The following is a 23,682-nucleotide window of genomic DNA, read 5'->3' on the forward strand; positions in this document are numbered from 1 at the left end:
ACATTATCCATGAAACACATTATAATCATCCTATTCTCACTAATTTCTGTCCATCTATATGCACAAACAGATCATCCTCAAATCCCAAAAACAGGCGCCAATATAAACGCGTTTATACCAAAAGGATGGAAAGTAATTTATCAGGCAAAAGGCGATTTAAATAAAGATAATTTACCCGATCAAGCGATCATTATCCAGAATACCAATCCAAAAAACGTTATCAAAAACGACCGTATGGGTGGAGAGAAACTCAACGTTAATCCACGCATGCTTTTAGTGCTCTTTAAAATACCTGGTCAGTACCAATTACAGGTTCAAAACACCAAATTTATACCAACTGAAAATGATACGGTTAGTACCTGTTTGGCCGATCCTTTACAAGAAACAGGCGCCATAGCAATAAGGAATGGTGCACTCATTTTAAGTTATCAATATTGGTTAAGCTGCGGTTCTTACGAAGTAAGTAACTTCGATTATACTTTCAGGTTCCAGAACCAGAAAATGGAACTGATCGGCTTTGATATCGGGAGCTATAGCCGATCTTCCGGAGAAGAAACCATTACGAGCATTAATTTTTCTACGCGTAAAAAAAGCGAAACCTCTGGCGGCAACATGTTTAGCGACAAAACCAATAAACCAAAAACAGTCTGGAAAAAATTTAATTGGAGCAGGTTACTTACACTTGACGAAATGACGGAAGAGTTTGCCCAAAAACTATCAGAGATGTAAAATTTATACAATCTTATAACAAAATGTAAAATGCCAAACATGAACAGGATATTTTTTCTATGTTTTTTATTTATCTCCGGCCATTCGTTTGCTCAAAAAATATTTAAACAGGCTGGCGCAAAAGGCACCTGGCAATACATTTATCCATTTCAGGATAAAAGCTATGTGCTGGCCATACAACATGCAGTAGATGAAAAAGAAACAGCGGAAGAGGATGTAAATGCTCTTGTTTATTTTGGTAAAATTGGTTTAAAAATGGATCAGGTATTTTGGAAAGAAAAGATTTATTTAACGTTGATTAAAGACAATATTTCTTATGAGGACTATAATAATGATCGCATTAAAGACATTGTGATTTTTTCGGAAACAGGTGCAAGGGGTGGCAATGCATTTTATTATTTATTTCTGATTGATCCTAAAAACAAAAAAATCAACAGGGTTAAAAATTTCGAAAACATTGTCAATCCCGAATACAACCGCAAATATCACGTTGTGGTATCATACGGTTTATCTGGCACAAATAATTATAGCATCTATAAAATTTCAAAGGATTATAAAGCCTATCAGATCGGAAAGAGTTTTGCAGATAATTTTGAAAGCGATCCCACTGAACTGGATAAAAGAATTAAGAAAATTTTAAAAAAATCTGTCCATTAATTACGATTATTCTAAAAAGAATACAGTGTTCTGCTCCTATTATTTCCTATCCTAAAAAAAATTAGCCAAAAAAACATCAAACAGGTATAAATATCTAAATTTCAGTTAATTAAAATTTAAATCAATTTCCTAAATCACCTTGATTTAAGCGGTCAAAAATCTTCTTTGGCATAGTCATTGTCATAGGGCTGTTACATTATTCAACCCTATTTAAAACAAAAAAGTGAAAGAGATGAAAAAGACAGTCCAAATTTTCAGTATGCTTTTAATAGCATTAACAGTAATGGCATCGTGTAAAAAAGATACTGATCCAGCAGATAAAGATTTCTTCGTGGGTACTTACAAAGGAACGGTTTCTTACCGCAATGGCCAAACAACCATCAACAGTTCTGATGGTAAAGTAACCGTGAGCAAAGTTGGCGAAACGTATAACTTTTACTTTGGCAACAACATTCCTGATATTACAGGTGTAAAGTTTGAAAAAACTGGCGATAACAGTTATGTGAGCGTAGGCTCAGGCTTAACAGGCATTAGTATTGATGCCAGCAACCTTAAAGTTCTGGTTGTAAAAGATGGCCAAACCTGGACGGCAAATTGCACAAGGTAAAAACCATAATAAAGCAAAAGGCCCGATCTTAAAAAATCGGGCCTTTTTTATGGCTATAACTCTTCTTCGTCCTCATCCTCTTCTTCAGGCTCGTATTTTTCAATGGCCTGACCGATGGCATTCACTTCTTCGTCTTCCTCAAAAATTGGCAATTCGGTTTTATAATCCATTTTTAACCAGATCGATGAGGTATCTTTTTGAATCTGAATGTATTCTCTACCATCTTTAAAAATGGTATAAGAAACATTTCCTTCAGGGAAAACTGAATAATTAACTGGGCCGATTTCGATGTCGAAAGGTTCTTGCATAACTGATATTTTCTTACAAAGATAAAAATCTTTTGAGCTTAAATTTAGAGAAGCCGATCAACTATAATTAAAAAATTACGCCTGATTGTTTAAAAATCCCATCAATTATACTACTTTACGGCTAAAGAATTTACTGTACAGATAAGAAGATGAAGTTAACGTTTTGGGGCGCAGCGCAACAGGTAACAGGGAGTATGCACTTACTCGAAATTGGGCATTATAAAATACTGATAGATTGCGGATTAGATTATGAAAAGGAAACCTATCAGGAAGAAAACCAGCAATTCCCATTCGATCCGGCAAGCATTAACCTCGTAATTCTAACTCATGCCCATATCGATCACTCTGGCAATTTACCTACGCTGGTACGCCTGGGTTTTGATGGCCAGGTACTTTGTACACCACCAACTGCCGATTTAACTTCAATATTGTTATTCGATTCTGTTGAACTTTTTTTAAGAAAAGCAGGCAGAAAACCACGTACCAAACGCGGCAATTTTAGCGGACCGAAACCTTTGTACCTGCACAAACATGTGATGGATACGATAGATCGTTTTGTAACCATTGCTTTCAATAAACCTTTCAAAATTAATGGCGATATCAGCATAACATTTGTGCCTGTAGGCCATTTGTTGGGTGCTGCAGCGGCTGTTTTAACCATAAATGATAACGGCACAGAGAAAAAAATAGTTTTTACCGGCGATATTGGCAGAGAAAACTACCCTGTTTTGGTAAATCCCGAACCATTGCCAGAAGTAGATTATGTAGTAAGCGAAGCAACTTATGGTGGCAGAATGCATACTAAAAACCAAACGCTTGAAGAACGATTGGTTCAGGAAATTACAGAAGCCTGCATAAAAAGTCCCGGAAGATTAATTATTCCAGCATTTAGCATTGGCAGAACGCAATCGCTCGTATTTGCGCTTAATCAGATTTTTACTAAAAAACTGCTTCCGCCAATCCAGATTTTTGTCGATAGTCCCATGGCAATTCAAGCCACAGAGGTTTACCGCAAACACCATAACCTGGTGAATCAGGAGGCAAAAGATTTTTACCAGACTATGGGTGATGAGTTTGAATTTGAGCACCTGGCTTATGCGCAAACCATGAAAGAAAGTAAAGATGTTTCTAATTATTTTGATCCCTGCATTATCATTTCATCTGCGGGTATGTTAGAAGGCGGAAGGATCCAGGATCACCTATATTACAACATTCAGAATTATTACTGCACCATTCTTTTTATCGGTTACTGTGCAAAAGGAACCCTGGGATATAAATTATTAAGTGGTGCACCAATTGTGCGGATTAAAGACCGTGAAATGATGGTTTACGCTACTATCCGCCAAACCGATCTGTTAAGTGGCCACGGCGATCATAACGATTTAGTAAAAACAATTAAACAAACCGGTCAGCCTAAAAAAGTTTTCCTGGTACATGGCGAAGATAAAAGTCTGCAAAGTTTATCGCTGGCACTACAGGAAGACGGTTTTGATGTTGAAGTGCCCGAGAGGGGAGCGGTGTTTGAGTTGTAGTTCAGTTGTTCGTTGGGTTAATAGTTCATGGTCTTTTGGTTCATAGTTGATGACCATTGCGGCTATTAAACCAAAAGCTTAGAGATCCTTCGCTGCACTCAGAATGACAATAAATCTATAAATCCAACTATCTTCCATTTTCCCTTTCAAATCTTCCATCCAACATCACTTCCTCACTTGTCCATCACCTCTCACCACCCATTTATAACTCGTTAATTCCTCTAAACCCATTGGGCCACGGGCATGTAGTTTTTGTGTACTAATGCCAATTTCCGCACCAAGACCAAACTGTGCGCCATCAGTAAAACCCGTAGAGGCATTGGCATACACCGCAGCCGCGTCTACTTCATTTAAAAATTGGGTAATATTATCGGCATCTTCAGAAATAATGGCTTCACTATGTTTCGAGCTATAATCAGCAATGTGGTTTAGTGCAGCATTTAAACCATCAACAACCTTAACAGCTAATTTTAACGACAAAAACTCTGTACCAAAATGTTCAGGCGTGGCTTGATTTAGTAAGTGAGCTGGATAAGATGATTTTAATACTTCATAGCTTTTTTCATCTGCAAACAGCTCTACATTTCCATCAGCCAAAGGAGATAAAAGTGCAGGCAGATCATTCAATCTATTTTCGTTAATTAACACGCAGTCTAAAGAATTACATACACTTACCCTTCTGGTTTTGGCATTGAAAATAATTGCTTTTCCTTTCTCTAAATCACCTGATTCATCAAAATAAGTATGAACAATGCCTGCTCCGGTTTCGATAACAGGGATTTTACTGTTTTCACGCACATAATTAATCAACGATTGGCTTCCCCTGGGGATCAGCACATCAACAAATCCCCTGGCATTTAGCAAAGCTTCGGTTGCGGCCCTTTCCGCTGGCAACAAGGTTAAAACATCGCGGTTTATTTTATGATTATCCAATACTTGATGTATTACCTTTGCAATCGCGAGATTAGAAAATTCAGCATCACTTCCACCCTTTAATACGGCAACATTCCCGGTTTTAAAACAAAGCGAAAATACATCAGCCGTAACATTGGGACGGGCTTCGTAAATTACACCCACAACCCCCAAAGGCACACTTACCTTTTGAATATGAAGTTGATTATCCAATATTTTATCGGATAGAATTTTACCCAATGGACTGTTTAAGCCCGCAACATTTTTCAGGTCATTTGCAATATCCGCAATACGTGCTGCACTTAACTTTAACCTGTCGTATTTAGGATCTTCGATAGGCATTTTAGCTAAATCCTTATCGTTTTCAGTAAGAATTTCCGCTATATTGGCCACTAAAGCTTCAGCCAGATCCTCTAAAACAGCATCTGTTGTTTCTTTGCCTAAGCTAATCAAAGTGCGACTAGCCTGTTTTGCTTTTTCGAAGTATTGTTTGTAATTCATTGTTTTTTCTTTTTGACCACAGAGGTCACCGAGCATTACACAGAGGAAAAGAGAGAATTTGATTAACTCTGTGTCCTTCTGTGATTTTTTCTCTATGGGCTCCGTGATTAACCCAACTAAATAGCCGAATAAAAATAATCGTAATGTACTAGCGCTTTTTGCTTTTTCTGTCCGATGCGTTCTCTGGCTTTATCCGATCCGTATTCTGCTATTCCCAGCCCAATCAGGTTATTTTTTTCATCGATAATTTTAATAATATCACCCTTTAAAAAGTCCGTTTGGATTTCGATAATACCTACAGGTAGTAAACTCGTTGCTTTACCGGAGGTTAGCACGGTTTTAGCGCCATCATTGAGTTTAACTACCCCTGTAGCAGCGGTTTCTGAATGGGCAATCCATTTTTTCTTACCCGATTTACTTTTTTCGGGCACAAAACGGGTATGTACCAGATCATTATTTAACAGAGAAATTAGCACATCGTCTTTCGTTCCATTGGCTATATGCACAGAAATGCCCAATTTAGCCACCTTTTGTGCCATAGTCGATTTGGTAATCATTCCGCCACGGCCAAATTGCGATTTACCAGTTTGGATAAATGAAGCCAGGTTAGCAACTGAACCATTAATTTCCTCAATAACAGCTGAACCTTCAATTTTCGGATCACCGTTATAAATGCCATTTACATTCGACAAGATAATCAGGGCATCGGCATTCAACATCGAAGCAATTAAACCGGCCAGTTCATCATTATCGGTAAACATCAGTTCAGTTACCGAAACCACATCATTTTCATTTACCACCGGAATTACCTCGTTTTGAAGCAAAATCTGCAGGCAGTTTTTCATGTTCAAATAATGCGCCCGGTCACGGAAATCCTCTTTCGTAACCAAAACCTGCGCACATTGTATATTGTGTGCAGCAAAAAAATTGGAGTAGGTATTGATCAGTTTCACCTGACCAATAGCCGCCAAAAGCTGCCGGGTAGTTACCGCATCCTGTTTTTCGGATACTTTTATCAAACTTCTGCCCGATGCCACGGCACCCGAAGACACTAAAATCACCTCAATGCCCTGCTTTTTAATGTCAGCCAGTTGATTTACAAGGTGTTTAATTCTTGCTTCATCAGGCAAACCATTGGCTTGCGTAATTACATTTGAACCAACTTTAACAACTATTTTTTTGTACCCTAATTTCATTATGATCTTCAAACCGTTTGGATGTGGCAATTTAACATCAATTTTTCTAATTCGGATGATTATCTATAGGCTTGATGGATTTTTGCGAAAATGGAAATGAGTTTGGCGTTTAGCGCTAAGCGTATGGCGGTGTTTAACCTATGAATCCGAAGTCTGATGACCGAGGCCAGGAGTCTTGGCGCATAACACAGTTAACCGATTTAAACAATTAACCGATTAACCACCACGCCACGAATAAACAAATGAACTATTTATTAAGTCCGAGGACCGAGGCCAGAAGTGTTAGTTGCCTAAAACAGTTAACCGATTTAAACAATTAACCAGTTAACCACTAATAAACTAATGGCTAATGAACTATTGAACTAAATTATTAAATTGCAATTGAACCTAAATCAAACCACTATGAAACGTATCTTACCCGGCCTTATATTGCTTAGCGCAATTACGGCTTGTAATCACCCCAAAAGAAAGAAATGAAAGCAATAAAGTGGCCTGATGCAAAGGCACCCATAGCGGAAATTATTCCGCACCAAAGAGTAATACATGGCGACACCGTAATAGATAATTACTATTGGATGATCGATTATTTTAAAAAGGGGCCAGACAGTACAAAAGTTGTGAATTATCTGAAAGCTGAAAATGCTTACCTGGATACGATGATGAAAAGTACAGATCAGTTTCAGGCTGATCTTTTTAAAGAGATGAAAGCCCGAATCAAAGAAAAAGACGAATCAGTTCCGGTTTTTAAAAACGGTTATTATTACTACTCACGCACCGAAGACGGACAACAATATTTTAAATACTGCCGTAAGAAAGGAAGTTTATCTGCTGCTGAAGAAATTTTGCTGGATGTAGATCAGCTGGCAAAAGGCCATGCTTATTACAGCGCAACCGGATTTAGCATCAGTCCCGATAATAAATTGCTGGCCTTTGGTGTCGATCAGGTTTCACGTCGCCAGTACACCATTAACATTAAAAATTTAGAAACCGGCGAGATCTTAAAAGATGCCATTACCAATACAGAAGGTGGAGTGGCCTGGGCCAACGATAATAAAACCTTCTTTTACACTTCAAAAAACCCGGTTACGCTACTAAGCGAAAAAATCAAAAAACATGTGCTTGGTGCAGATGCCAAAACCGATGCAGTGGTTTACGATGAGAAAGATAACACCAACTATATCGGTGTAGGTAAATCGAAAAACGGACGGTATATCTTTATTGCCTCGCAGGGAACGCTCACTTCAGAATATAAAATAGTAGATGCCGACCATCCGGAAAGCCCTTTTAAAGTTTTTGCAGCCCGATCAAAAGATGTATTGTATGATGTAATGCCTGTTGATGGCAAATTTTTGATCTTAACCAACTGGAACGCCAAGAATTTCCGCTTAATGGAATGTCCGCTGGATAAAACCGAAAAAGAAAACTGGAAAGAGGTAATTCCGCACCGTGCCGATGTTTTACTGGAAAGTGCTGAAGAATTTAAAGATTTTACCGTTTTATCAGAGCGTAAAAACGGATTAACCGAGCTGCGCGTACTCAAAAAAGACAAAAGCGATTATTATATCAAATTTGACGAACCTGTCTACGATGCCGGCGTAGGCGCTAACCCTGAATATAACAGCACAACCTTACGTTATTCATACACCTCATTAACTACTCCAAACTCTATCTACGATTATGATCTTGTAAAAAAAGACCAGAAACTAATGAAACAACAGGAGGTTTTGGGCGGCTATAATCCAAAAGATTATGTTACTGAGCGCATTTTTGCAACGGCGAAAGATGGCACCAAAGTGCCGATTGCCCTGGTTTATAAAAAGGGCCTCGAAAAGAATGGAGAATCGCCATTGTTGCTTTATGGTTATGGATCCTATGGGGCAAATTCTGATGTTTATTTCTCTTCACCACGTTTAAGCTTGTTGGATCGGGGTTTTGTATTTGCCATTGCCAATATCCGCGGCGGACAGGAAATGGGACGCCAATGGTATGAAGACGGAAAACTGATGAAAAAGAAGAACACCTTCACCGATTTTATTGCGGCAGGCGAGTATTTAATCGACCAGAAATATACCTCGAAAGGCCATTTATATGCACATGGTGGAAGTGCGGGTGGTTTATTAATGGGTGCCGTGGTTAATATCGCTCCCGATTTATGGAATGGTGTGATTGCTGATGTTCCCTTTGTAGATGTGGTTAATACCATGCTTGATGAAAGTATTCCGCTTACTACAAACGAATTTGATGAATGGGGAAACCCAAAACAAAAAGCCGCTTATGATTACATGAAAAGTTATTCTCCTTACGAAAACGTAGAGAAAAAAGCTTATCCGAACATGCTGGTTACAACTGGTTTGCACGACAGCCAGGTGCAGTATTTTGAACCTGCCAAGTGGGTAGCCAAATTAAGGGCAACCAAAACCGATAAAAATGTACTGCTGCTTAAAACCAATATGGAATTTGGTCATGGTGGTGCATCTGGCCGCTTCGACTATTTAAAGGATGTGGCATTACGCTGGTCCTTTTTATTCTCGCTGGAGGGAATAACGAAATAATTTTTTACCCGGCTCGTCATTCCCAACCCGATAGCTATCGGGTTGATTGGGAATCTTAACGCACAAACGCTTTAGGATTCTCGCCTGCGCGGGAATGACGACCGTCTTTTTTAAAATTTAAATCAAAACCTATATCACCCCACAATGAACACCAAACTAAAAACACTCCAAATCATCCACCTCGCACTATGCTCTGGCGTTTTCCTATTTGCATTGGTAACTATTTTCCTTAACCGCGAAATCATGTTTTTTGATGCCAATCCACAAACTACTGCGCCTTTTAACCCTATATTCCCGATTATGGGACTGATTACCATATCAGGAAGCATTTTCTTTTACAGAAATTTAATTGCTAAAATCGATAAATCTGCTACTGCCGATACGAAGATCAACATGTACCAAAGTGCCTTTATCATCAGCTCTGCACTTTTAGAAGGTGGCGCACTTTTTAATATTGTTGGATTTTTTATGACGCACAACTCCTTCTTTTTGATTTTTGGCCTCGCTAATTTTGTTTTTTTAGTCCTAAAAAGACCAACCAAAGATAAATTGATTTCCACTTTACAATTGCAATACCCCGATACGGAGGCTTTGTAAGCAATTAGCCTTATCTTTGCCCCTCAATGGAATACAATGTTCACACCTTGCCAAACGGCATACGCTTACTGCATGTGCCCTCGGCTTCTGCCATATCTCACGCTTGCATCATCATCAATACAGGGTCTCGCGATGAACCTGAAAACAAAGCTGGTTTAGCACATTTTATCGAGCATTTAATTTTTAAGCGTACCGAAAAACGCAGCACCAACCAGATTTTAAATCGCTTGGAAAGTGTTGGGGCAGATTTAAACGCCTATACCACAAAAGAATATACTTGCGTACATGCTTCTTTTTTAAATCCATATCTCGATCGGACATTAGATCTTTTTAACGATATCATGTTCCATTCTACTTTCCCCGAGGAGGAAATGGATAAGGAAAAAAGCGTGATTTTGGATGAAATTTCCTCTTATTTAGATCAGCCTGAAGAAGCCATTAATGACGATTTCGAAGACATGCTTTTCGCCGGTCATGCATTGGGCAACAATATTTTGGGCACAACAGAATCCGTGCAAAACTTTACACGTGAAGATGTCATCAATTTCAGAAAGGCCAATTACCGCACCAACGAAATTGTAGTCGCCGTTTTAGGAAATTATACTTTAAACAGCGTTGTAAATAAAGGAAGTAAATATTTTGCAGATGTTGAAGAGAACAATCCTGTTAAAAAAAGGATTAAACCAGGTAAACTTCCGCAAAACAATACCACTATTTACAAACCGATTATGCAGGCGCACTGTATTTTGGGCACCCAAGCTTATTCTACCTACCAATCGCAAAAAGTTCCTTTAATGTTGTTAAACAATTACTTTGGCGGTAATGGAATGAGCTCGGTTCTAAACTTACAGATCAGGGAAAAATACGGAATTGCCTATACCATCGAATCTAATTTCTCGCCATTACATGATACCGGCATTTTTTCCATTTACTTTGGCACCGATAAAGAAAAACAGACCAAGGCACTCTCTTTAATCTTTAAAGAGATCAGGAAACTTAAAGAGAAACCTTTAAACGAGTTGCAGTTGCAAAAAGCCAAAAACAAATTTATCGGACAAATTGCTTTAGGAGAAGAAAACAGGATCGGTTTAATCATTTCAATGGCCAAAAGCCTGATTGATCATGATAAAATAGATTCGTTGGAAACCGTTTTTGAGAAAATTAATGCCGTTACCACCACACAAATGGCAGATGTTACCCATGAAATTTTAGATATTGAGCAACTGAATATCTTTACTTTCTGTCCAATAGAGGAATAATTGTTATTTTTGTAAAAAAATGCGATTTGCATTGCTTGACTTTTTTCGTCATTGCGAGGCACGAAGCAATTCTACAACAATCGCTAGTTCACCCAGCGCTTTAAGATTGCTTCGTGCCTCGCAATGACGGACGACATAAAATACAATACAATGAAATTACCAATAGTAGCTTACGGCGACCCTGTTTTAAAAAAGGTAGGAACCGATATCGATAAAGACTATCCTGAATTAAAACAATTGATCAGCGATATGTTCGACACCATGTATTACGCAAACGGGGTGGGGCTTGCTGCACCTCAGATTGGTTTGCCGATCCGTTTATTTATTGTAGATACTGGTGAAGATGAAGATGGCAAACCTGGTTACAAAAAAGTATTTATCAATGCAGAGATTTTGGAAGAAACCGGCGAAGCCTGGAGCTTTAACGAAGGTTGCTTAAGTATTCCTGATATCCGCGAAAACATCATGCGTAAACCGAACATCAAAATTACTTATTTCGACGAAAACTGGGTAGAACATACAGATGATGTTGATGGAATGCCTGCACGTGTAATTCAGCATGAATATGACCACATCGAAGGAAAATTATTTACCGATAAAGTAAGTGTGCTCCGTAAAACGATGCTTAAAAGTAAACTCGATGCCATTTCGAAAGGAAATATCAAAACAGATTACAAAATGAAGTTTCCGAACAAGAGCAAGAAAAGATAGGCCTTAAATGGAAAATGTAAGAGGGAAAATGGAAATGTTTTCCCTTTTTTATTGCTACAATCTGGATCAATTTCTCATGGGATTCGTCATCCTGATCCGATAGCTATCGGATTTATTTCAGGATCTTTTTTTGCTTTAATTATTAAACCCAACGCGCCTTGGTTCGTGTCTCCACGAACCACTGTTTAGTACACAAACTATTTATCATCCCTCCAGTCTTTCCCTTTAAAGATGGGTTGCGGCTCAACCTTAAAAACAGCATTTAGCGCTTTCCTGCATTCTTCACAATCAGATTTGAAACCAACAGATACAATTAAATAACAAAACCCAAGCATACCCATTGCGATTAATGAACCAAATGCGAGATTTGGCTCTTGCTCTTTTATTGCCCCAAAAAGAAACATGAGGCAAAAAATTGCTGCGAATGAACACCAAATCATTAAAAAACCCTTTACAAGCGGCATTAAACTTAGCCTAATATCTATTTTACAACCACTGCCTTCTGCAAATATTTCTCCTGAAATATCTGCCTGAAAAGAGTTTCTATACAATAAATTTCTCTTGATATTAAATGTCGAACCGTAAATATATCCTTTGAATGGTATATTGTCCGGATTTCTGGGAATGAAACGCAGAGAAAGTTTTTGATCTTTTGGTAAAGCGCCCGATAAATTATCCAAGGCCTCGTTGGCTGAAATATCCGAATGTAATACGAATGATTGAAAGGGAAAAATTTTCATTCCGGATACGTTAAAATCTGAATGATGATAAAATATAATTGCTAATTAAAACTGTCCGCTACACCCAGGACTAAGGACTCCAGACTTAAGACTCCAGACTAATTCGTCCTGCTTTTATCACCATCAAAGATCTGCTGCATCAGCTTGCCCCAGGCGAAAGGATTAAGTAGTGGATTGGTTTGAACCATGTTCTTATTCACCATTCTGTCAAAATTATATCGGTAATTCTGACTGCCGATTTCCTGTCCGTCACGTGGTAGCGTTTGGATCAGGCCATCAATTGACGAACGCGAAAGGTTCTTTTTGGCAATGGCCATATCATCATCCGCCAGTTTCATCGATAAAAACTCGCGGGTAAATTCTTCTGTGGTTGCCCATGGAAAAACACGTACCGAAGGTAAATCGATCACATTAGCTTTCAATTTAACCATGATAGTGTATTTGCTATCCGGCGTACCTTGTGGTATTACTGTTGAGAATTTTTTATATCCAATGGCGGTAAATAAGATGGTATCGCCTGGATTAACAATAAAAGTAAAATATCCCCTGTAATCGGCACCAACCCTTTTACTCTTCGAGGAAAGATTGGTGATGGTTACGTAAGGTATTACGTTTGAGCTATCAATATCGGTAATAATCCCTGAAAATTGGATGAGTTTATCCTGTGCCGGCTTTTGTTGTGCAAAAGCGGTTATGGAAAAAATTAGGCAAATCAGGGTAATACAATATCTCATTAAGACAAAAGTAATTTTTATAATAAAACTTTCTAGTTAAATAGTGTTAAAGCTTACTCTTGCTCTGCCATATTTACGGCAACTACCGAAGTGATCTGCGGAACAGCTTTCATAATTGCCTGTTCAATACCCGATTTCATCGTCATGAAACTCATCGGGCAAGAACCGCAGTTACCCAAAAGCTTAAGTTTTACTGTTCCTTCAGATGTAATTTCTTCAACAGAAACATCACCTCCATCAGCCTTTAAATATGGCCTGATGGTTTCCAATGCCTGTTCTACTTGTTCTGTTAAATTCATTATATATTTTTTAAGGTTATAAAAATAGTAATTTTTTAGCAATTCACCATTTGCGCATTGTTGATGGAAATTTGCTGTGCAATCTTACTTGCAATATCGCCAAATATGCCATCTAACAAAGGATTTTGGTTCAATGCAACCGGTTTTCCTTGATCTCCCGCTTCAGAAATACTCTGGATAATTGGAATTTCACCCAAAAACGGCACATCAAAACGTGCTGCAAGTTCCGTTCCACCACCTTTTCCGAAAATGTAATATTTATTATCGGGTAATTCTGCAGGTGTAAAATACGACATGTTTTCAATAACGCCTAAAATCGGGATATTGATTCCCGGCATCCTGAACATCGCTAAACCTTTATGTGTATCGGCCAAAGCAACCTGTTGCGGTGTGGTAACCACAACTGCTCCCGAAATCGGGAAACTCTGCGTAATGGTAATGTGGATATCGCCTGTTCCCGGTGGAAGATCAACAATCAGGTAATCGAGTTCACCCCAGTTGGTATCGTTAAAAAGTTGTTTTACTGCATTTGAGGCCATCGGGCCGCGCCAAGGCACCGGTTGTCCGGGATCAGCAAAAAAGCCTAACGACAATAATTTGATTCCGTATTTTTCGATCGGCAAAATTTTGGTTTTCCCATCTGCGGTTTCTTCAGCACCGGGTTTTGCATCAACCAGGTCGAACATGGTAGGTACCGATGGACCATAAATATCAGCATCGATCAGGCCAACTTTGGCACCATCTTTTGCCAATACAACAGCCAGATTGCTCGATACCGTAGATTTACCCACGCCACCTTTTCCTGATGAAACCAAAATGATGTTTTTGATGTTATCTAGTGAAGATGAGTTGCTTGGCTGCGTAACCCTCGAAGTTACATTGATCACGACTTCTGCCGTTGGCGATACAAAATGTTTAATGGCATTTGTACAGGCGTTTTTCAGCATTTCCTTCATCGGGCATGCCGGCGTAGTAAGCTCTAATGTAAAATTGACCTGGTTATCTGCTATCTGTAAATCCTTAATCATGTTTAGGGTAACCAGATCTTTTTTAAGATCGGGATCTTCAACATTTTTAAGCGCATCTAAAACTTGTTGCGGGCTAATCTGCATTGTATTAATTTAAATTCAAAATTAACAAAACATAGCCATAAATACTTTTATTTAGGCTTTTTAACTGTAATTTTAACACGAAATAAACATTTAATTGTTACGTTTAAGCAATTAACCATTTTAACGACTATATGCGAATACCAAAAATTAAGATCCCAAAAAAATATTTAAAAATCGGAGCCTGGGTTTTAGGTGTTTTTTTAGTCGTTTGTATTGCTTTGGGCGCCGTAGCTTATAGCAAAAGGGAAGCCCTTCTTAAAAAAATGGTAGCCAAAGCAATTGCCAAGGCCGACAAAGATTATGGTCTTGAAGTTAAAATCGGCAGCGCCGGATTTACCGGCCTGAGTACGGTTAAAATGACCAACATTTCTGTTGTTCCTAAAGAGCGCGATACCCTTTCCAACATTGGAGAGCTGAGTGTAGGTGTAAAACTCCTTCCGCTCATTTTTGGCAATGTAAAATTGTCGGAAGTAAAACTGAAAGAAGGTTTTGTAAGCGTAGTGCTTAAAGATTCGACCACCAACATCGATTTTATCTTAAAAAGAAAGAAAAAAGACAGCACTGAAACAAAAGGAAAAGTTAACTTATCAGAAATAGCGAGCAACATCCTAAATCAGGTTTTGTACAAAATCCCTGATGATATGGATGTACAGAACATGATTTTTAAACTAAATGATCATGATACGGCTAAACTGAGCTTTGCCACCGTGGCAACAATTGATGGCGGGGACTTAAAATCGGCCATAAATGTAAATAATGGTGAAGCTACCTGGCACGTAGATGGCCATGTAAATCCAGGAAGCAAAGAATTACGCTTTACGGTTTATGCTGACGGTAAAAAACTCGAGTTACCCTACCTGAATAATAAACTCCACGCAAAAATCAGTTTCGACACCTTACAAACGGAGCTTAAAAATGCAAAATACAGTGGCGATGATTATAAAATATCAGGCTCATGGTCGGTAAAAAATATGTTGATCAACCAGCCGCGTATTGCTTCCAACGATATTATTGTCCAAAGTGCAAAACTGGATGCCGATATTCTGGTTGGCCAAAACTATATTGCTCTAGATAGCTCATCAACAGCTTACCTAAAAAATGCACAGATCCATCCTTTTGTTAAATACACTTTAGGAAAAAATAAGATATACGAGTTAAAGTTAAACGCTGAGGAGCAGGATGCCCAAAGCATTTTAGATGCTTTTCCACAGGGTTTGTTCGAATCGCTGGAAGGGTTAAAAGTACAGGGTAAGGTTAAATATAACCTCAATTTTTACCTGGATACCAAAATACCTGACAGTGTACGATTTAATTCCACACTAACGCCAGTTAATTTTAAAATTGTACAATGGGGCAAAACGAATCTTCAAAAAATTAATAATACGTTTGTTTACACGCCTTATGAATATGGGAAACCGATGCGCGATATTACCATTGGCCCATCCAATCCGAATTTTACACCTCTATCGGCTATTTCTAAAAATTTCATTAACGCTGTTTTAACGGCAGAAGATCCTTCCTTTTTTACACACAACGGCTTTGTTGAAGAATCGATCCGGAAATCGATTGCCGTAAATTTTAAGGAAAAGAAATTTAAACGTGGTGGCAGTACCATCAGCATGCAATTGGTTAAAAACGTTTATTTAAGTCGTCAGAAAACTTTGGCCCGTAAAGCCGAAGAGATTTTAATTGTCTGGCTTATCGAACACAATCACCTGGTAAGCAAACAGCGCATGCTTGAAGTGTATTTCAACATTATGGAGCTTGGCCAGAACATTTACGGAATAGGAGAAGCCTCTAGATATTATTTTGGAAAACAACCTGCTGATTTAAACATTGGTGACGGACTATTTTTGGCCAGTATTGTGCCTAAGCCAAAAGCATCGATGTATAAATTTATGGCCGATGGCAGTTTGAAACCTTATATGTTCAACTATTTTAGGTTTATGGGGAATATTATGGCCAGAAAAGGTTTAACACCTGGCGATACCTCGGGTTATGGTTTTTATAATGTTCGCTTGAGAGAGGGTCTCCGTCGTTATTTGGCACCTGATACCGCTGTGGTTGATACTTCTGCTTTTGATGATGATGGCGATGGCTTACCGGTTGTAATTGTACATGATAAGAATAAAAGTTTCTTTGAACGTTTATTTGGCGGCGGATCTAAAAAGGATACCACCACAAATAAACAGGCGATCACACCTGCCGATACCACCAAAACAAAAAAACAGTTAAGGCAGGAGCGCAGGGAAGAACGGAGACGCCAAAAGGAACTGGAGAAGAGCCAACAATAGTTTTTGAGTTGGGTGTTTGGAGTTTGGAGATGATGAAACGAGAATAGTTTACAGCTGGCGGTTTTCAGTTCTTAGCCAAACCCAACAATTAAACACTTTATACAATTAACCATTACCAGTTTGCAACATTTAACTATTTAACATCAAATGCACAAAATAAAAGTAGAGGATAAAGAGTTCGAGATATTTTTAGAAAACGACACCTTAAATAAACGGATCCGTTTGATGGGTATTCAGATGAACGTTGATTATGAAGGCAAATGCCCCTTATTTATCGGCGTGCTAAATGGCAGTTTTTTGTTTATGGCTGATTTAATTAAAGAAATTAACGTACCCTGCGAAGTTGCTTTTATGCGCGTGGCCTCTTATGAAGGTGCATCAAGCTCTGGTAATGTGAAAGAACTGATTGGACTGCCTGAAAACATTGAGGGAAGGGATATCATCATCGTAGAAGACATTGTTGATACCGGCCTTACTTTAACCCACATTTTAAAAACGATCAAAGAAAAAAATCCGGCATCGGTTAAGGTAAGTTCACTTTTGCTAAAACCAAGCGCATTAAAGTACGAAATTGAAGAGCTGGAATATGTTGGTTTTGAAATACCTAACGAATTTGTAGTAGGTTATGGCTTAGATTATAACGGCCTTGGCCGAAACCTGACCGATATTTACAGAGCAACGGGCGCATAATTTTTAGATTGGATTAATTTATTTTTCGCACCTTTGCCCAATAATTTTTAACACAATGACCATACATAAAGAAGGTTACACTACCATTGCCTTAAGCATACTGTTTATTTTCGTTATCAACGCGATTGTTGATTATAAATATCACGACATTACCTGGTTGCGCTGGTTCATTTATATTTTTTCGGCTGCATTATTTATCATTGTATTGCAGTTTTTCCGTAATCCGAGCCGCAGCTTCTCTTCAGGCGAAAACCTCGTAATCTGCCCTGCAGATGGTAAAGTCGTAGTAATCGAAGAAACAGAAGAAGGCGAATACTTTAAAGATAAACGTTTACAGGTTTCTATTTTTATGTCGCCCGTAAACGTGCACATTAACCGTAACCCCATTTCAGGAGTGGTTAAATTTTTTAAATACCACCCGGGAAAATACCTTGCGGCATGGAACCCTAAATCATCTACCGAAAATGAACGTACAACCACAGTTGTAGAGCATAAAAACGGCACTCCGGTATTATTCCGTCAAATTGCAGGGGCTTTAGCCCGCAGGATTGTATGGTATGTAAAAGAAGGTGATCAGGTGGTACAAACAGAACAGTTCGGTTTTATCAAATTCGGATCGAGGGTGGATGTTTTTCTTCCGGTAGGCACCAAAGTTAACGTAGAACTTAATCAGGTTGTAAAAGGCGGGATCACCACATTGGCAACTCTAAGCTAAGGATATAATATTTTATAAAAAGCCGGTTTAGTTAATGCTAAACCGGCTTTTTGTTTTTACTACCATTTGATTAACGCAGCGGTTTGTGAGGACACAGACCCCGGGAATTGAAAGGATTTTGTAACACTGAAGAATCCACCTAAACCTGATAGCAACGGAAAGCCCGGATCCCGATTTTTCATCGGGAGAGGACTTGTAGTGAATAGCAGGAACAAACTTTAATCATTACCACAGGCTTTGCTTTCCAAAAAAGCAACTTTTTTCCTTAACCATTACACCTTCTGTATGGCAATTTCTTTAATTTACGCAGTGGTTTGTGGAGACACAAACCACGGGAATCAGTGGATAGCAGGAACAAACTTTAATCATTACCACAGGCTTTGCTTTCCAAAAAAAGGAACTTTTTCCCTTATCCATTACACCTTCTGTATGGCAATTTCTTTAATTTATGCAGTAGGAATCTATTTAATCAGTAGCATCATTACCCACTTCTTTTTCTGTGGCATTGCCAAGCGGCCTGTCGCTGATTAAACGTTGTGTTGGGTAAGCAAAATCCGATTTATTACGGATCACGATATCCATAATCTCCAGGTTGATTTCCTGTCTGATTTTAAGAAATTCGGTATAATTAAGTACCGTTACAAAATAATTAACCTCAACATTCAAACCCGAATCGCCAAAGCTTTTGAAAGAGGCGTTTCCATCATCGCTCGTACCTTCGTGATTATTGATGTAACTTTCAATTTCGGTAATAATTTTTCTTAACGAATCTGAACTGGTTTCATAAGTAAGTCCGATCACAAAAGATACTTTACGCGAATTTCTCAAGGAAAGATTTTCTAAAACTCCGTCTATCATGCCCCTGTTGGGTAGGGTAGCCATGGTTTTTTCAGATGTTCTGATCCTGGTGCTTCTAAAACCAACCTTTTCTACTGTTCCCTCTACACCATCAACCTTTACCAGATCGCCAACCGTAAAAGGCTTATCTAAAAAGATGGTGAATGATCCGATCAGGTTTTCTAAACTCTCCTTAGCTGCCAAAGCAATGGCAATACCACCAATACCCAAACCGGTGATGAGTGTTAGCACATTCACCTCGAAAACGAAGCCTAAAAGCGTAAAAAAGCCTATAAAAATGACAATGGTTTTAAACAGTTCCTTTAAAAAAGGCACCAATTGATCATCGGCCTTATTTTCGGTAAGGGAAGCTTTATACAATAACACATGACTAATGAAATCGATTATCCTTAATATAATCCAGAAAAAGGATAGGATAATCATAAACAGGAATATCCTGTCTACACAATCGCCAATGGTTACGGGGATTAATTCCTTTGTTTTACCGATTAATTTACTGTAATGGAATACAGCAACCTCTAAAGGGTGTTTTAATTGGTTAATGGAAAGATAAAGGGTAGAAAGGAGGATAAAAATCTCAATCGGTTTTACCAGCAAAGCTACAAAGGCATCGTTATGCGATTGGTTGGAGAAACTTCTGAAAAGCCTAAACAATAACCTGCTTAATAACTTAGAAAAAATATTTTTAAATACCAGGCCTAACAATAGTATCCCCCGAAAAGGAAATAGGCTTTTACAGTGTTGCCCCAAAAAACTTGGTCGAAAAAAGCAGAATCTAACATTTAACAAAGGTATAAACAAAAAAACCTCCACGAAATTAATCGTGAAGGCTATATCGTATAATAAAGAATATTATTTTCTCAATGATTTGATACGAGCAGCTTTACCAGTTAAAGCACGTAAATAGAACAATTTCGCTCTACGAACTTTACCATAGCTATTCACTTCTACTTTCTCAATGTTTGGAGAATTGATAGGGAAAATACGTTCAACACCAATACTGTTGCTCATTTTACGTACGGTGAAGGTTTCGTTAGCACCAGCACTGTTACGTTGTATTACAACACCTTGGTAAATTTGGATACGTTCCTTATTACCTTCGCGAATTTTATAGTGCACGCTCACTGTATCGCCAGACTTGAACGCAGGAAAATCTTTTTTCGCGATGGCCTGCTCTTCAACAAATTTTACTAAATCCATGATTTTAAGCTATTAAATCGATATTTCATCCCGTGAAAATCGGATTGCAATATTAGGGATTATTTTTGAGAAAAAAAAACCTATTTTAATTTTTTCCACATTCTTTATGAATTCCACATTTGATTGCGTTAAATGCTTCTATTCCAAAAGGTCAGGACGACGGGTTTTAGTCCGCTCTAAGGCCTGTTCGTGCCTCCATTCGTTCACTTTTGCCTCGTGGCCACTTAATAATACATCAGGCACTTTATGTCCTCGCCAATCTGCCGGCCGGGTATAAACCGGTGCATCAAGCAGCTCTCCCTGAAAACTATCGGATAGGGCAGAAGTCTCATCATTTAAAACACCGGGGATTAAACGCACTACAGCATCTACCACAATCGCAGCAGGAAGCTCTCCGCCGCTTAAAACATAATCACCTACCGATATCTCCCTGGTTACAAAGATATCGCGTATGCGTTGATCTATGCCCTTATAATGGCCACACAAAATAATAATGTTCTTTTTAATGGAAAGTTCGTTGGCTGTACTTTGGTTTAGCGTAACACCATCGGGACTCATGAAAATAATTTCATCGTATTCGCGCTCAGCCTGAAGTTTTTCGATACATGCCGCAAAGGGTTCAATACTCATTACCATGCCGCTGCCGCCGCCATATTGATAATCGTCTACACTTTTTTGTTTATTGGTGGCATAATCGCGCAGGTTATGTACCACGATTTCGGCAATCCCCTTTTTTTGGGCCCGCTGCAAAATAGAATGAGCAAATGGACTTTCTAATAAACCGGGCAAAACTGTTATGATATCGAAACGCATGCTGCAAAGGTAAGTCAACTTTATCTTATTAATAAATTATTTGCGTTTGCTTCAAGAATTTATGTAGTCCATTGATCGTGGATTACCGCAACAAGGTAATAGGCGTCACCATTTTTTTTAAAAACAAACCTCAAACTGGTCCAGTCCAGTCCTTTATATTTTTCGTCGAAACCTTTAAAATAATATTCGGTATAATGGAGCTGAGGATAACTTTCTTGTAAGTTATTAATGGTATTGCCCTGACCGATAAAAGCATCATAGCTCTTTTTTGGCGCATTTAGGTAATCGGCATTATAGATAAACCGCTCGATATATGGCCTCACTTTCATTTTAATCGCTTCTCCGCTTCCATCAAAATGCCCCCAGGTTAAAGTCCAGTTTTTATCTATGGCCTCTAAAAAATCTTTCGCTAAAACATGTTTATGTGTTGGATCAATAAATCCGTAAGGAGAAAACCTGACGCCATCAACAGGGTGAAAAAAGGATGCAAAGATTTTGTAATCCTTTTCTTTCAAAGCCCTTAAAGCTTTTACTGCCACCGCTTCGATGGAGTCCTTTTGCGTTCTTTTTGGCAGGATATTTTTATTCCCGCTATCATTTTCAGATTGCTTATTTTGATTACAACTTACAAATAGTGATACCGCAGCAAAAGCAATAAATAAACTCCTCATAGAAGCTTAACGATAAACCATGAAAAAAGGTTTATAAAGAAGCTTATTTTTCCAGATAGACGTCCAATAAGCCCTCAGGTAAATCAAGCGTCAGGATTTTTTCTTCATCATCAATTTCCACAATAAAATCTTCGTTTAACGGAAAAAGGATTTCGGTTTCCTGATAGATCACCGTGGCTACAAACTGTTGAGGGTATTCGTTTACTTCTAATATTACGCCCAATTCGCCAAGGGTTTCATCAACGGCCATAAAACCTTTCAGATCGGTATAGAAAAATTCAGATTCATCACGTTCAGGCATCTGCGCAATGGGCAGGTAAAGTTTCTTTTTTAATAAGGGCTGCACCTTATCGATATGGTCAACATCATCAAAGTTAAAATAACCCGTTTTATTGGCCTGCAATTTAGCCGAAGCCACGAAATAAGGCACCAATTTACCGTTCATATCAGCAAAAACCACATCAAATTCGAGCTGCTCGTATTCGTCGAATTCAAAAAAGACCTGAACTTCTCCTTTTAAACCCCGTGTTTTGGTAACGTAACCTATGTAAAATGCTTCTTCGTGTTTCATATAATTACATTGTCATCCTGAGGCACGAAGGATCTGATAGCTATGAAACAGATCCTTCGTACCTCAGGATGACATTTTTAGTTAAAAAAATAGCGTTCCGAATATCCGGAACGCTATTAATTAAAACAAAATAATTAAAATTATTCTGCTCCTTCTTCTTTAGTAGCTTCTGCTGCAGGAGCTTCTTCAGTTGCCTCAGCTTCAACAGCTGGTGCTTCTTCAGTAACTTCTTCTTCAACAACCTCTTCTGCAACTGGTGCATTTTTAGCTGCGATAGCTGCTGCTCTATCTTCTTTTTTCTTAGCTTCTGCGGCTAAAGCTGCTTTACGTACATCAGCTTTAGAAGCAGCTAAACCTTCTGATTTACCAGAAATTTTACCTGATTTAGCATCTAACCAAGCTGCAAATTTTTCATCTGCCTGTTCTTGAGTTAAAGCTCCTTTTTTAACACCACCTTCTAAGTGTTTTTTGTATAAAACACCTTTGTAAGAAAGGATAGCACGAGCAGTATCAGTTGGTTCTGCACCACTGTTAACCCAGGCTAAAGTTTTTTCGAAGTTAATTTCGATGGTTGCAGGATTGGTATTTGGGTTATAAGAACCTAAACGCTCAATAAATTTACCATCACGTGGAGAGCGAGAATCTGCTACCACAACGTGGAAAAAAGGTTTCCCTTTTTTACCGAATCTTTGCAATCTGATTTTAGTTGCCATTTTCTTTTGTATTTATGTATTCAACATAGTTCCCGGAGCTGCATGCTGCGGGGCTGCAAAGATAACTAAAATACTGGAAATTAAAAACATAGTTTAATTTCTTTGTTTTCAGGATATTTGCGCCAAAATATTTGCAGCTACAAAATGGAAAGAATTGCGATTGACATGGACGAGGTGATTGCCGATGCCGTTGGAAAATTTATCAAATTATATAACCGTGATTATAATGTTCCGCTTGATTTAAAGATTGATGCCGGAAACGAAATTTATCACCATGTGCCACAGGAGGTGAATCAAAAATGGTTCGAATACATTAATGAACCTGGTTTTTTCCGAGATCTTGAGGTTATCGACGACAGTCAGCGGGTAATTAAAGCCCTGCAGCAAAAATATGATGTTTATATTGTTTCGGCGGCAATGGAATTCCGTAATTCGCTGGTAGATAAATACGATTGGATGGCCGAACATTTCCCTTTTATCGATTGGCAGCACATTATGTTCTGCGGAAATAAAATTGTGAACGTTGATATTATTATTGACGACCGAATCAAAAACTTTGTAAATTTTGACGGCAGGCCATTATTGTTTACCTCGCCACATAATTTACTTATAACTGAATATGAGCGTGTAAATACCTGGGAAGAGGTAGCGGGTTTGCTGCTTTAATATTAATTCATTGGGGTCGACTTAAGTCGACGCCCATGAATACAA

At 38.5% G+C, this 23,682-nt stretch carries 25 protein-coding genes; 12 read left to right on the forward strand and 13 right to left on the reverse strand.

The window, feature by feature from the left end; genetic code table 11:
* Window positions 1-9: 9 nt before the first annotated feature.
* The 3 genes from H9L23_RS21870 (at window position 10) to H9L23_RS21880 (ending at window position 1,993) form a co-directional block, all read left to right on the forward strand.
* Window positions 10-729: a hypothetical protein gene (locus tag H9L23_RS21870; protein WP_187592309.1), complete on the forward strand. Its 720-nt coding sequence runs from the start codon at window positions 10-12 to the stop codon at window positions 727-729.
* Window positions 730-768: 39 nt separating this feature from the next.
* A complete protein-coding gene (locus tag H9L23_RS21875) occupies window positions 769-1,386 on the forward strand; it encodes an XAC2610-related protein (protein ID WP_187592310.1) in 618 nt (205 codons plus the stop codon).
* Between the two features lie 232 nt (window positions 1,387-1,618).
* Window positions 1,619-1,993, forward strand: coding sequence for a hypothetical protein (locus H9L23_RS21880; protein WP_187592311.1), 375 nt, complete (start codon window positions 1,619-1,621; stop codon window positions 1,991-1,993).
* A gap of 53 nt (window positions 1,994-2,046) precedes the next feature.
* Here H9L23_RS21880 and H9L23_RS21885 read toward each other — a convergent pair whose 3' ends face one another.
* Entirely contained in the window at window positions 2,047-2,301 is a 255-nt protein-coding gene (locus H9L23_RS21885) for a hypothetical protein (RefSeq protein WP_187592312.1), read from the reverse strand.
* Between the two features lie 149 nt (window positions 2,302-2,450).
* Here H9L23_RS21885 and H9L23_RS21890 point away from each other — a divergent pair, with 149 nt between their 5' ends.
* A complete protein-coding gene (locus tag H9L23_RS21890; protein WP_187592313.1) occupies window positions 2,451-3,833 on the forward strand; it encodes an MBL fold metallo-hydrolase in 1,383 nt (460 codons plus the stop codon).
* A gap of 165 nt (window positions 3,834-3,998) precedes the next feature.
* On the opposite strand, the gene H9L23_RS21895 is transcribed toward H9L23_RS21890, so the two are convergent.
* A complete protein-coding gene (locus H9L23_RS21895) occupies window positions 3,999-5,246 on the reverse strand; it encodes a glutamate-5-semialdehyde dehydrogenase (protein WP_187592314.1) in 1,248 nt (415 codons plus the stop codon).
* A gap of 116 nt (window positions 5,247-5,362) precedes the next feature.
* A complete protein-coding gene (proB, locus tag H9L23_RS21900) occupies window positions 5,363-6,442 on the reverse strand; it encodes a glutamate 5-kinase (protein WP_187592315.1) in 1,080 nt (359 codons plus the stop codon).
* Between the two features lie 473 nt (window positions 6,443-6,915).
* On the opposite strand from proB, the gene H9L23_RS21905 reads away from it, so the two are divergent.
* From H9L23_RS21905 to def, 4 genes are all read left to right on the forward strand, one after another.
* Window positions 6,916-8,994 carry a S9 family peptidase gene (locus H9L23_RS21905; RefSeq protein WP_187592316.1) on the forward strand — a complete coding sequence of 693 codons (2,079 nt, stop codon included), beginning with the start codon at window positions 6,916-6,918 and terminating at the stop codon, window positions 8,992-8,994.
* Window positions 8,995-9,138: 144 nt separating this feature from the next.
* A complete protein-coding gene (locus tag H9L23_RS21910; RefSeq protein ID WP_187592317.1) occupies window positions 9,139-9,591 on the forward strand; it encodes a hypothetical protein in 453 nt (150 codons plus the stop codon).
* 26 nt (window positions 9,592-9,617) lie between these two features.
* On the forward strand, window positions 9,618-10,850 hold the full coding sequence (locus tag H9L23_RS21915) for a M16 family metallopeptidase (protein ID WP_187592318.1): 1,233 nt from the start codon (window positions 9,618-9,620) through the stop codon (window positions 10,848-10,850).
* Window positions 10,851-11,000: 150 nt separating this feature from the next.
* A complete protein-coding gene (gene def, locus H9L23_RS21920) occupies window positions 11,001-11,561 on the forward strand; it encodes a peptide deformylase (protein ID WP_025141620.1) in 561 nt (186 codons plus the stop codon).
* 197 nt (window positions 11,562-11,758) lie between these two features.
* Here the strand turns inward: def and H9L23_RS21925 are convergent, their stop codons facing one another.
* The 4 genes from H9L23_RS21925 to H9L23_RS21940 form a co-directional block, all read right to left on the reverse strand.
* Entirely contained in the window at window positions 11,759-12,301 is a 543-nt protein-coding gene (locus H9L23_RS21925; protein ID WP_187592319.1) for a hypothetical protein, read from the reverse strand.
* Window positions 12,302-12,399: 98 nt separating this feature from the next.
* Window positions 12,400-13,035 (reverse strand): peptidase associated/transthyretin-like domain-containing protein, encoded by a 636-nt coding sequence (locus H9L23_RS21930; protein ID WP_187592320.1) that lies wholly within the window; start codon window positions 13,033-13,035, stop codon window positions 12,400-12,402.
* 53 nt (window positions 13,036-13,088) lie between these two features.
* Entirely contained in the window at window positions 13,089-13,334 is a 246-nt protein-coding gene (locus H9L23_RS21935) for a NifU family protein (protein WP_025141622.1), read from the reverse strand.
* Window positions 13,335-13,369: 35 nt separating this feature from the next.
* Window positions 13,370-14,446 (reverse strand): Mrp/NBP35 family ATP-binding protein, encoded by a 1,077-nt coding sequence (locus tag H9L23_RS21940; RefSeq protein ID WP_187592321.1) that lies wholly within the window; start codon window positions 14,444-14,446, stop codon window positions 13,370-13,372.
* A 131-nt stretch (window positions 14,447-14,577) separates the two neighbouring features.
* Here H9L23_RS21940 and H9L23_RS21945 point away from each other — a divergent pair, with 131 nt between their 5' ends.
* The 3 genes from H9L23_RS21945 (at window position 14,578) to H9L23_RS21955 (ending at window position 18,145) form a co-directional block, all read left to right on the forward strand.
* The gene (locus tag H9L23_RS21945) at window positions 14,578-16,740 is read left to right on the forward strand and encodes a transglycosylase domain-containing protein (protein ID WP_187592322.1); all 2,163 of its coding nucleotides are present in this window, start codon (window positions 14,578-14,580) and stop codon (window positions 16,738-16,740) included.
* Window positions 16,741-16,887: 147 nt separating this feature from the next.
* On the forward strand, window positions 16,888-17,430 hold the full coding sequence (gene hpt / locus H9L23_RS21950; protein ID WP_187592323.1) for a hypoxanthine phosphoribosyltransferase: 543 nt from the start codon (window positions 16,888-16,890) through the stop codon (window positions 17,428-17,430).
* A gap of 55 nt (window positions 17,431-17,485) precedes the next feature.
* On the forward strand, window positions 17,486-18,145 hold the full coding sequence (locus tag H9L23_RS21955; RefSeq protein ID WP_025141626.1) for a phosphatidylserine decarboxylase family protein: 660 nt from the start codon (window positions 17,486-17,488) through the stop codon (window positions 18,143-18,145).
* Between the two features lie 465 nt (window positions 18,146-18,610).
* Here H9L23_RS21955 and H9L23_RS21960 read toward each other — a convergent pair whose 3' ends face one another.
* The 6 genes from H9L23_RS21960 to H9L23_RS21985 all read right to left on the reverse strand — a co-directional run bounded on the left by H9L23_RS21960 (window position 18,611) and on the right by H9L23_RS21985 (window position 22,971).
* Window positions 18,611-19,657, reverse strand: coding sequence for a mechanosensitive ion channel family protein (locus H9L23_RS21960; RefSeq protein ID WP_246474758.1), 1,047 nt, complete (start codon window positions 19,655-19,657; stop codon window positions 18,611-18,613).
* Window positions 19,658-19,855: 198 nt separating this feature from the next.
* A complete protein-coding gene (rplS, locus tag H9L23_RS21965) occupies window positions 19,856-20,203 on the reverse strand; it encodes a 50S ribosomal protein L19 (RefSeq protein ID WP_025141628.1) in 348 nt (115 codons plus the stop codon).
* Window positions 20,204-20,341: 138 nt separating this feature from the next.
* The gene (gene trmD / locus H9L23_RS21970; protein ID WP_187592324.1) at window positions 20,342-21,016 is read right to left on the reverse strand and encodes a tRNA (guanosine(37)-N1)-methyltransferase TrmD; all 675 of its coding nucleotides are present in this window, start codon (window positions 21,014-21,016) and stop codon (window positions 20,342-20,344) included.
* Between the two features lie 59 nt (window positions 21,017-21,075).
* The gene (locus tag H9L23_RS21975) at window positions 21,076-21,687 is read right to left on the reverse strand and encodes a hypothetical protein (protein ID WP_187592325.1); all 612 of its coding nucleotides are present in this window, start codon (window positions 21,685-21,687) and stop codon (window positions 21,076-21,078) included.
* Window positions 21,688-21,730: 43 nt separating this feature from the next.
* Window positions 21,731-22,258, reverse strand: a complete 528-nt coding sequence (rimM, locus tag H9L23_RS21980) for a ribosome maturation factor RimM (protein ID WP_187592326.1) — start codon at window positions 22,256-22,258, stop codon at window positions 21,731-21,733.
* A gap of 140 nt (window positions 22,259-22,398) precedes the next feature.
* Window positions 22,399-22,971, reverse strand: a complete 573-nt coding sequence (locus tag H9L23_RS21985; protein ID WP_025141632.1) for a 30S ribosomal protein S16 — start codon at window positions 22,969-22,971, stop codon at window positions 22,399-22,401.
* 144 nt (window positions 22,972-23,115) lie between these two features.
* Between H9L23_RS21985 and H9L23_RS21990 the strand changes: the two genes are divergently transcribed.
* Window positions 23,116-23,637, forward strand: coding sequence for a 5' nucleotidase, NT5C type (locus H9L23_RS21990; protein WP_246474759.1), 522 nt, complete (start codon window positions 23,116-23,118; stop codon window positions 23,635-23,637).
* The last annotated feature ends 45 nt before the right edge of the window (window positions 23,638-23,682 follow it).

This window comes from Pedobacter roseus (genome assembly GCF_014395225.1).
Classification (GTDB): Bacteria; Bacteroidota; Bacteroidia; order Sphingobacteriales; family Sphingobacteriaceae; genus Pedobacter; species Pedobacter roseus.

Bases quoted from the DNA above. Each gene is read 5' to 3' on its own strand.
- H9L23_RS21870 (WP_187592309.1), top strand. From the start codon at position 10: ATGAAACACATTATAATCATCCTATTCTCACTAATTTCTGTCCATCTA.
- H9L23_RS21875 (WP_187592310.1), top strand. From the start codon at position 769: ATGAACAGGATATTTTTTCTATGTTTTTTATTTATCTCCGGCCATTCG.
- H9L23_RS21880 (WP_187592311.1), top strand. From the start codon at position 1,619: ATGAAAAAGACAGTCCAAATTTTCAGTATGCTTTTAATAGCATTAACA.
- H9L23_RS21885 (WP_187592312.1), bottom strand. From the start codon at position 2,301: ATGCAAGAACCTTTCGACATCGAAATCGGCCCAGTTAATTATTCAGTT.
- H9L23_RS21890 (WP_187592313.1), top strand. From the start codon at position 2,451: ATGAAGTTAACGTTTTGGGGCGCAGCGCAACAGGTAACAGGGAGTATG.
- H9L23_RS21895 (WP_187592314.1), bottom strand. From the start codon at position 5,246: ATGAATTACAAACAATACTTCGAAAAAGCAAAACAGGCTAGTCGCACT.
- proB (WP_187592315.1), bottom strand. From the start codon at position 6,442: ATGAAATTAGGGTACAAAAAAATAGTTGTTAAAGTTGGTTCAAATGTA.
- H9L23_RS21905 (WP_187592316.1), top strand. From the start codon at position 6,916: ATGAAAGCAATAAAGTGGCCTGATGCAAAGGCACCCATAGCGGAAATT.
- H9L23_RS21910 (WP_187592317.1), top strand. From the start codon at position 9,139: ATGAACACCAAACTAAAAACACTCCAAATCATCCACCTCGCACTATGC.
- H9L23_RS21915 (WP_187592318.1), top strand. From the start codon at position 9,618: ATGGAATACAATGTTCACACCTTGCCAAACGGCATACGCTTACTGCAT.
- def (WP_025141620.1), top strand. From the start codon at position 11,001: ATGAAATTACCAATAGTAGCTTACGGCGACCCTGTTTTAAAAAAGGTA.
- H9L23_RS21925 (WP_187592319.1), bottom strand. From the start codon at position 12,301: ATGAAAATTTTTCCCTTTCAATCATTCGTATTACATTCGGATATTTCA.
- H9L23_RS21930 (WP_187592320.1), bottom strand. From the start codon at position 13,035: ATGAGATATTGTATTACCCTGATTTGCCTAATTTTTTCCATAACCGCT.
- H9L23_RS21935 (WP_025141622.1), bottom strand. From the start codon at position 13,334: ATGAATTTAACAGAACAAGTAGAACAGGCATTGGAAACCATCAGGCCA.
- H9L23_RS21940 (WP_187592321.1), bottom strand. From the start codon at position 14,446: ATGCAGATTAGCCCGCAACAAGTTTTAGATGCGCTTAAAAATGTTGAA.
- H9L23_RS21945 (WP_187592322.1), top strand. From the start codon at position 14,578: ATGCGAATACCAAAAATTAAGATCCCAAAAAAATATTTAAAAATCGGA.
- hpt (WP_187592323.1), top strand. From the start codon at position 16,888: ATGCACAAAATAAAAGTAGAGGATAAAGAGTTCGAGATATTTTTAGAA.
- H9L23_RS21955 (WP_025141626.1), top strand. From the start codon at position 17,486: ATGACCATACATAAAGAAGGTTACACTACCATTGCCTTAAGCATACTG.
- rplS (WP_025141628.1), bottom strand. From the start codon at position 20,203: ATGGATTTAGTAAAATTTGTTGAAGAGCAGGCCATCGCGAAAAAAGAT.
- trmD (WP_187592324.1), bottom strand. From the start codon at position 21,016: ATGCGTTTCGATATCATAACAGTTTTGCCCGGTTTATTAGAAAGTCCA.
- H9L23_RS21975 (WP_187592325.1), bottom strand. From the start codon at position 21,687: ATGAGGAGTTTATTTATTGCTTTTGCTGCGGTATCACTATTTGTAAGT.
- rimM (WP_187592326.1), bottom strand. From the start codon at position 22,258: ATGAAACACGAAGAAGCATTTTACATAGGTTACGTTACCAAAACACGG.
- H9L23_RS21985 (WP_025141632.1), bottom strand. From the start codon at position 22,971: ATGGCAACTAAAATCAGATTGCAAAGATTCGGTAAAAAAGGGAAACCT.
- H9L23_RS21990 (WP_246474759.1), top strand. From the start codon at position 23,116: ATGGAAAGAATTGCGATTGACATGGACGAGGTGATTGCCGATGCCGTT.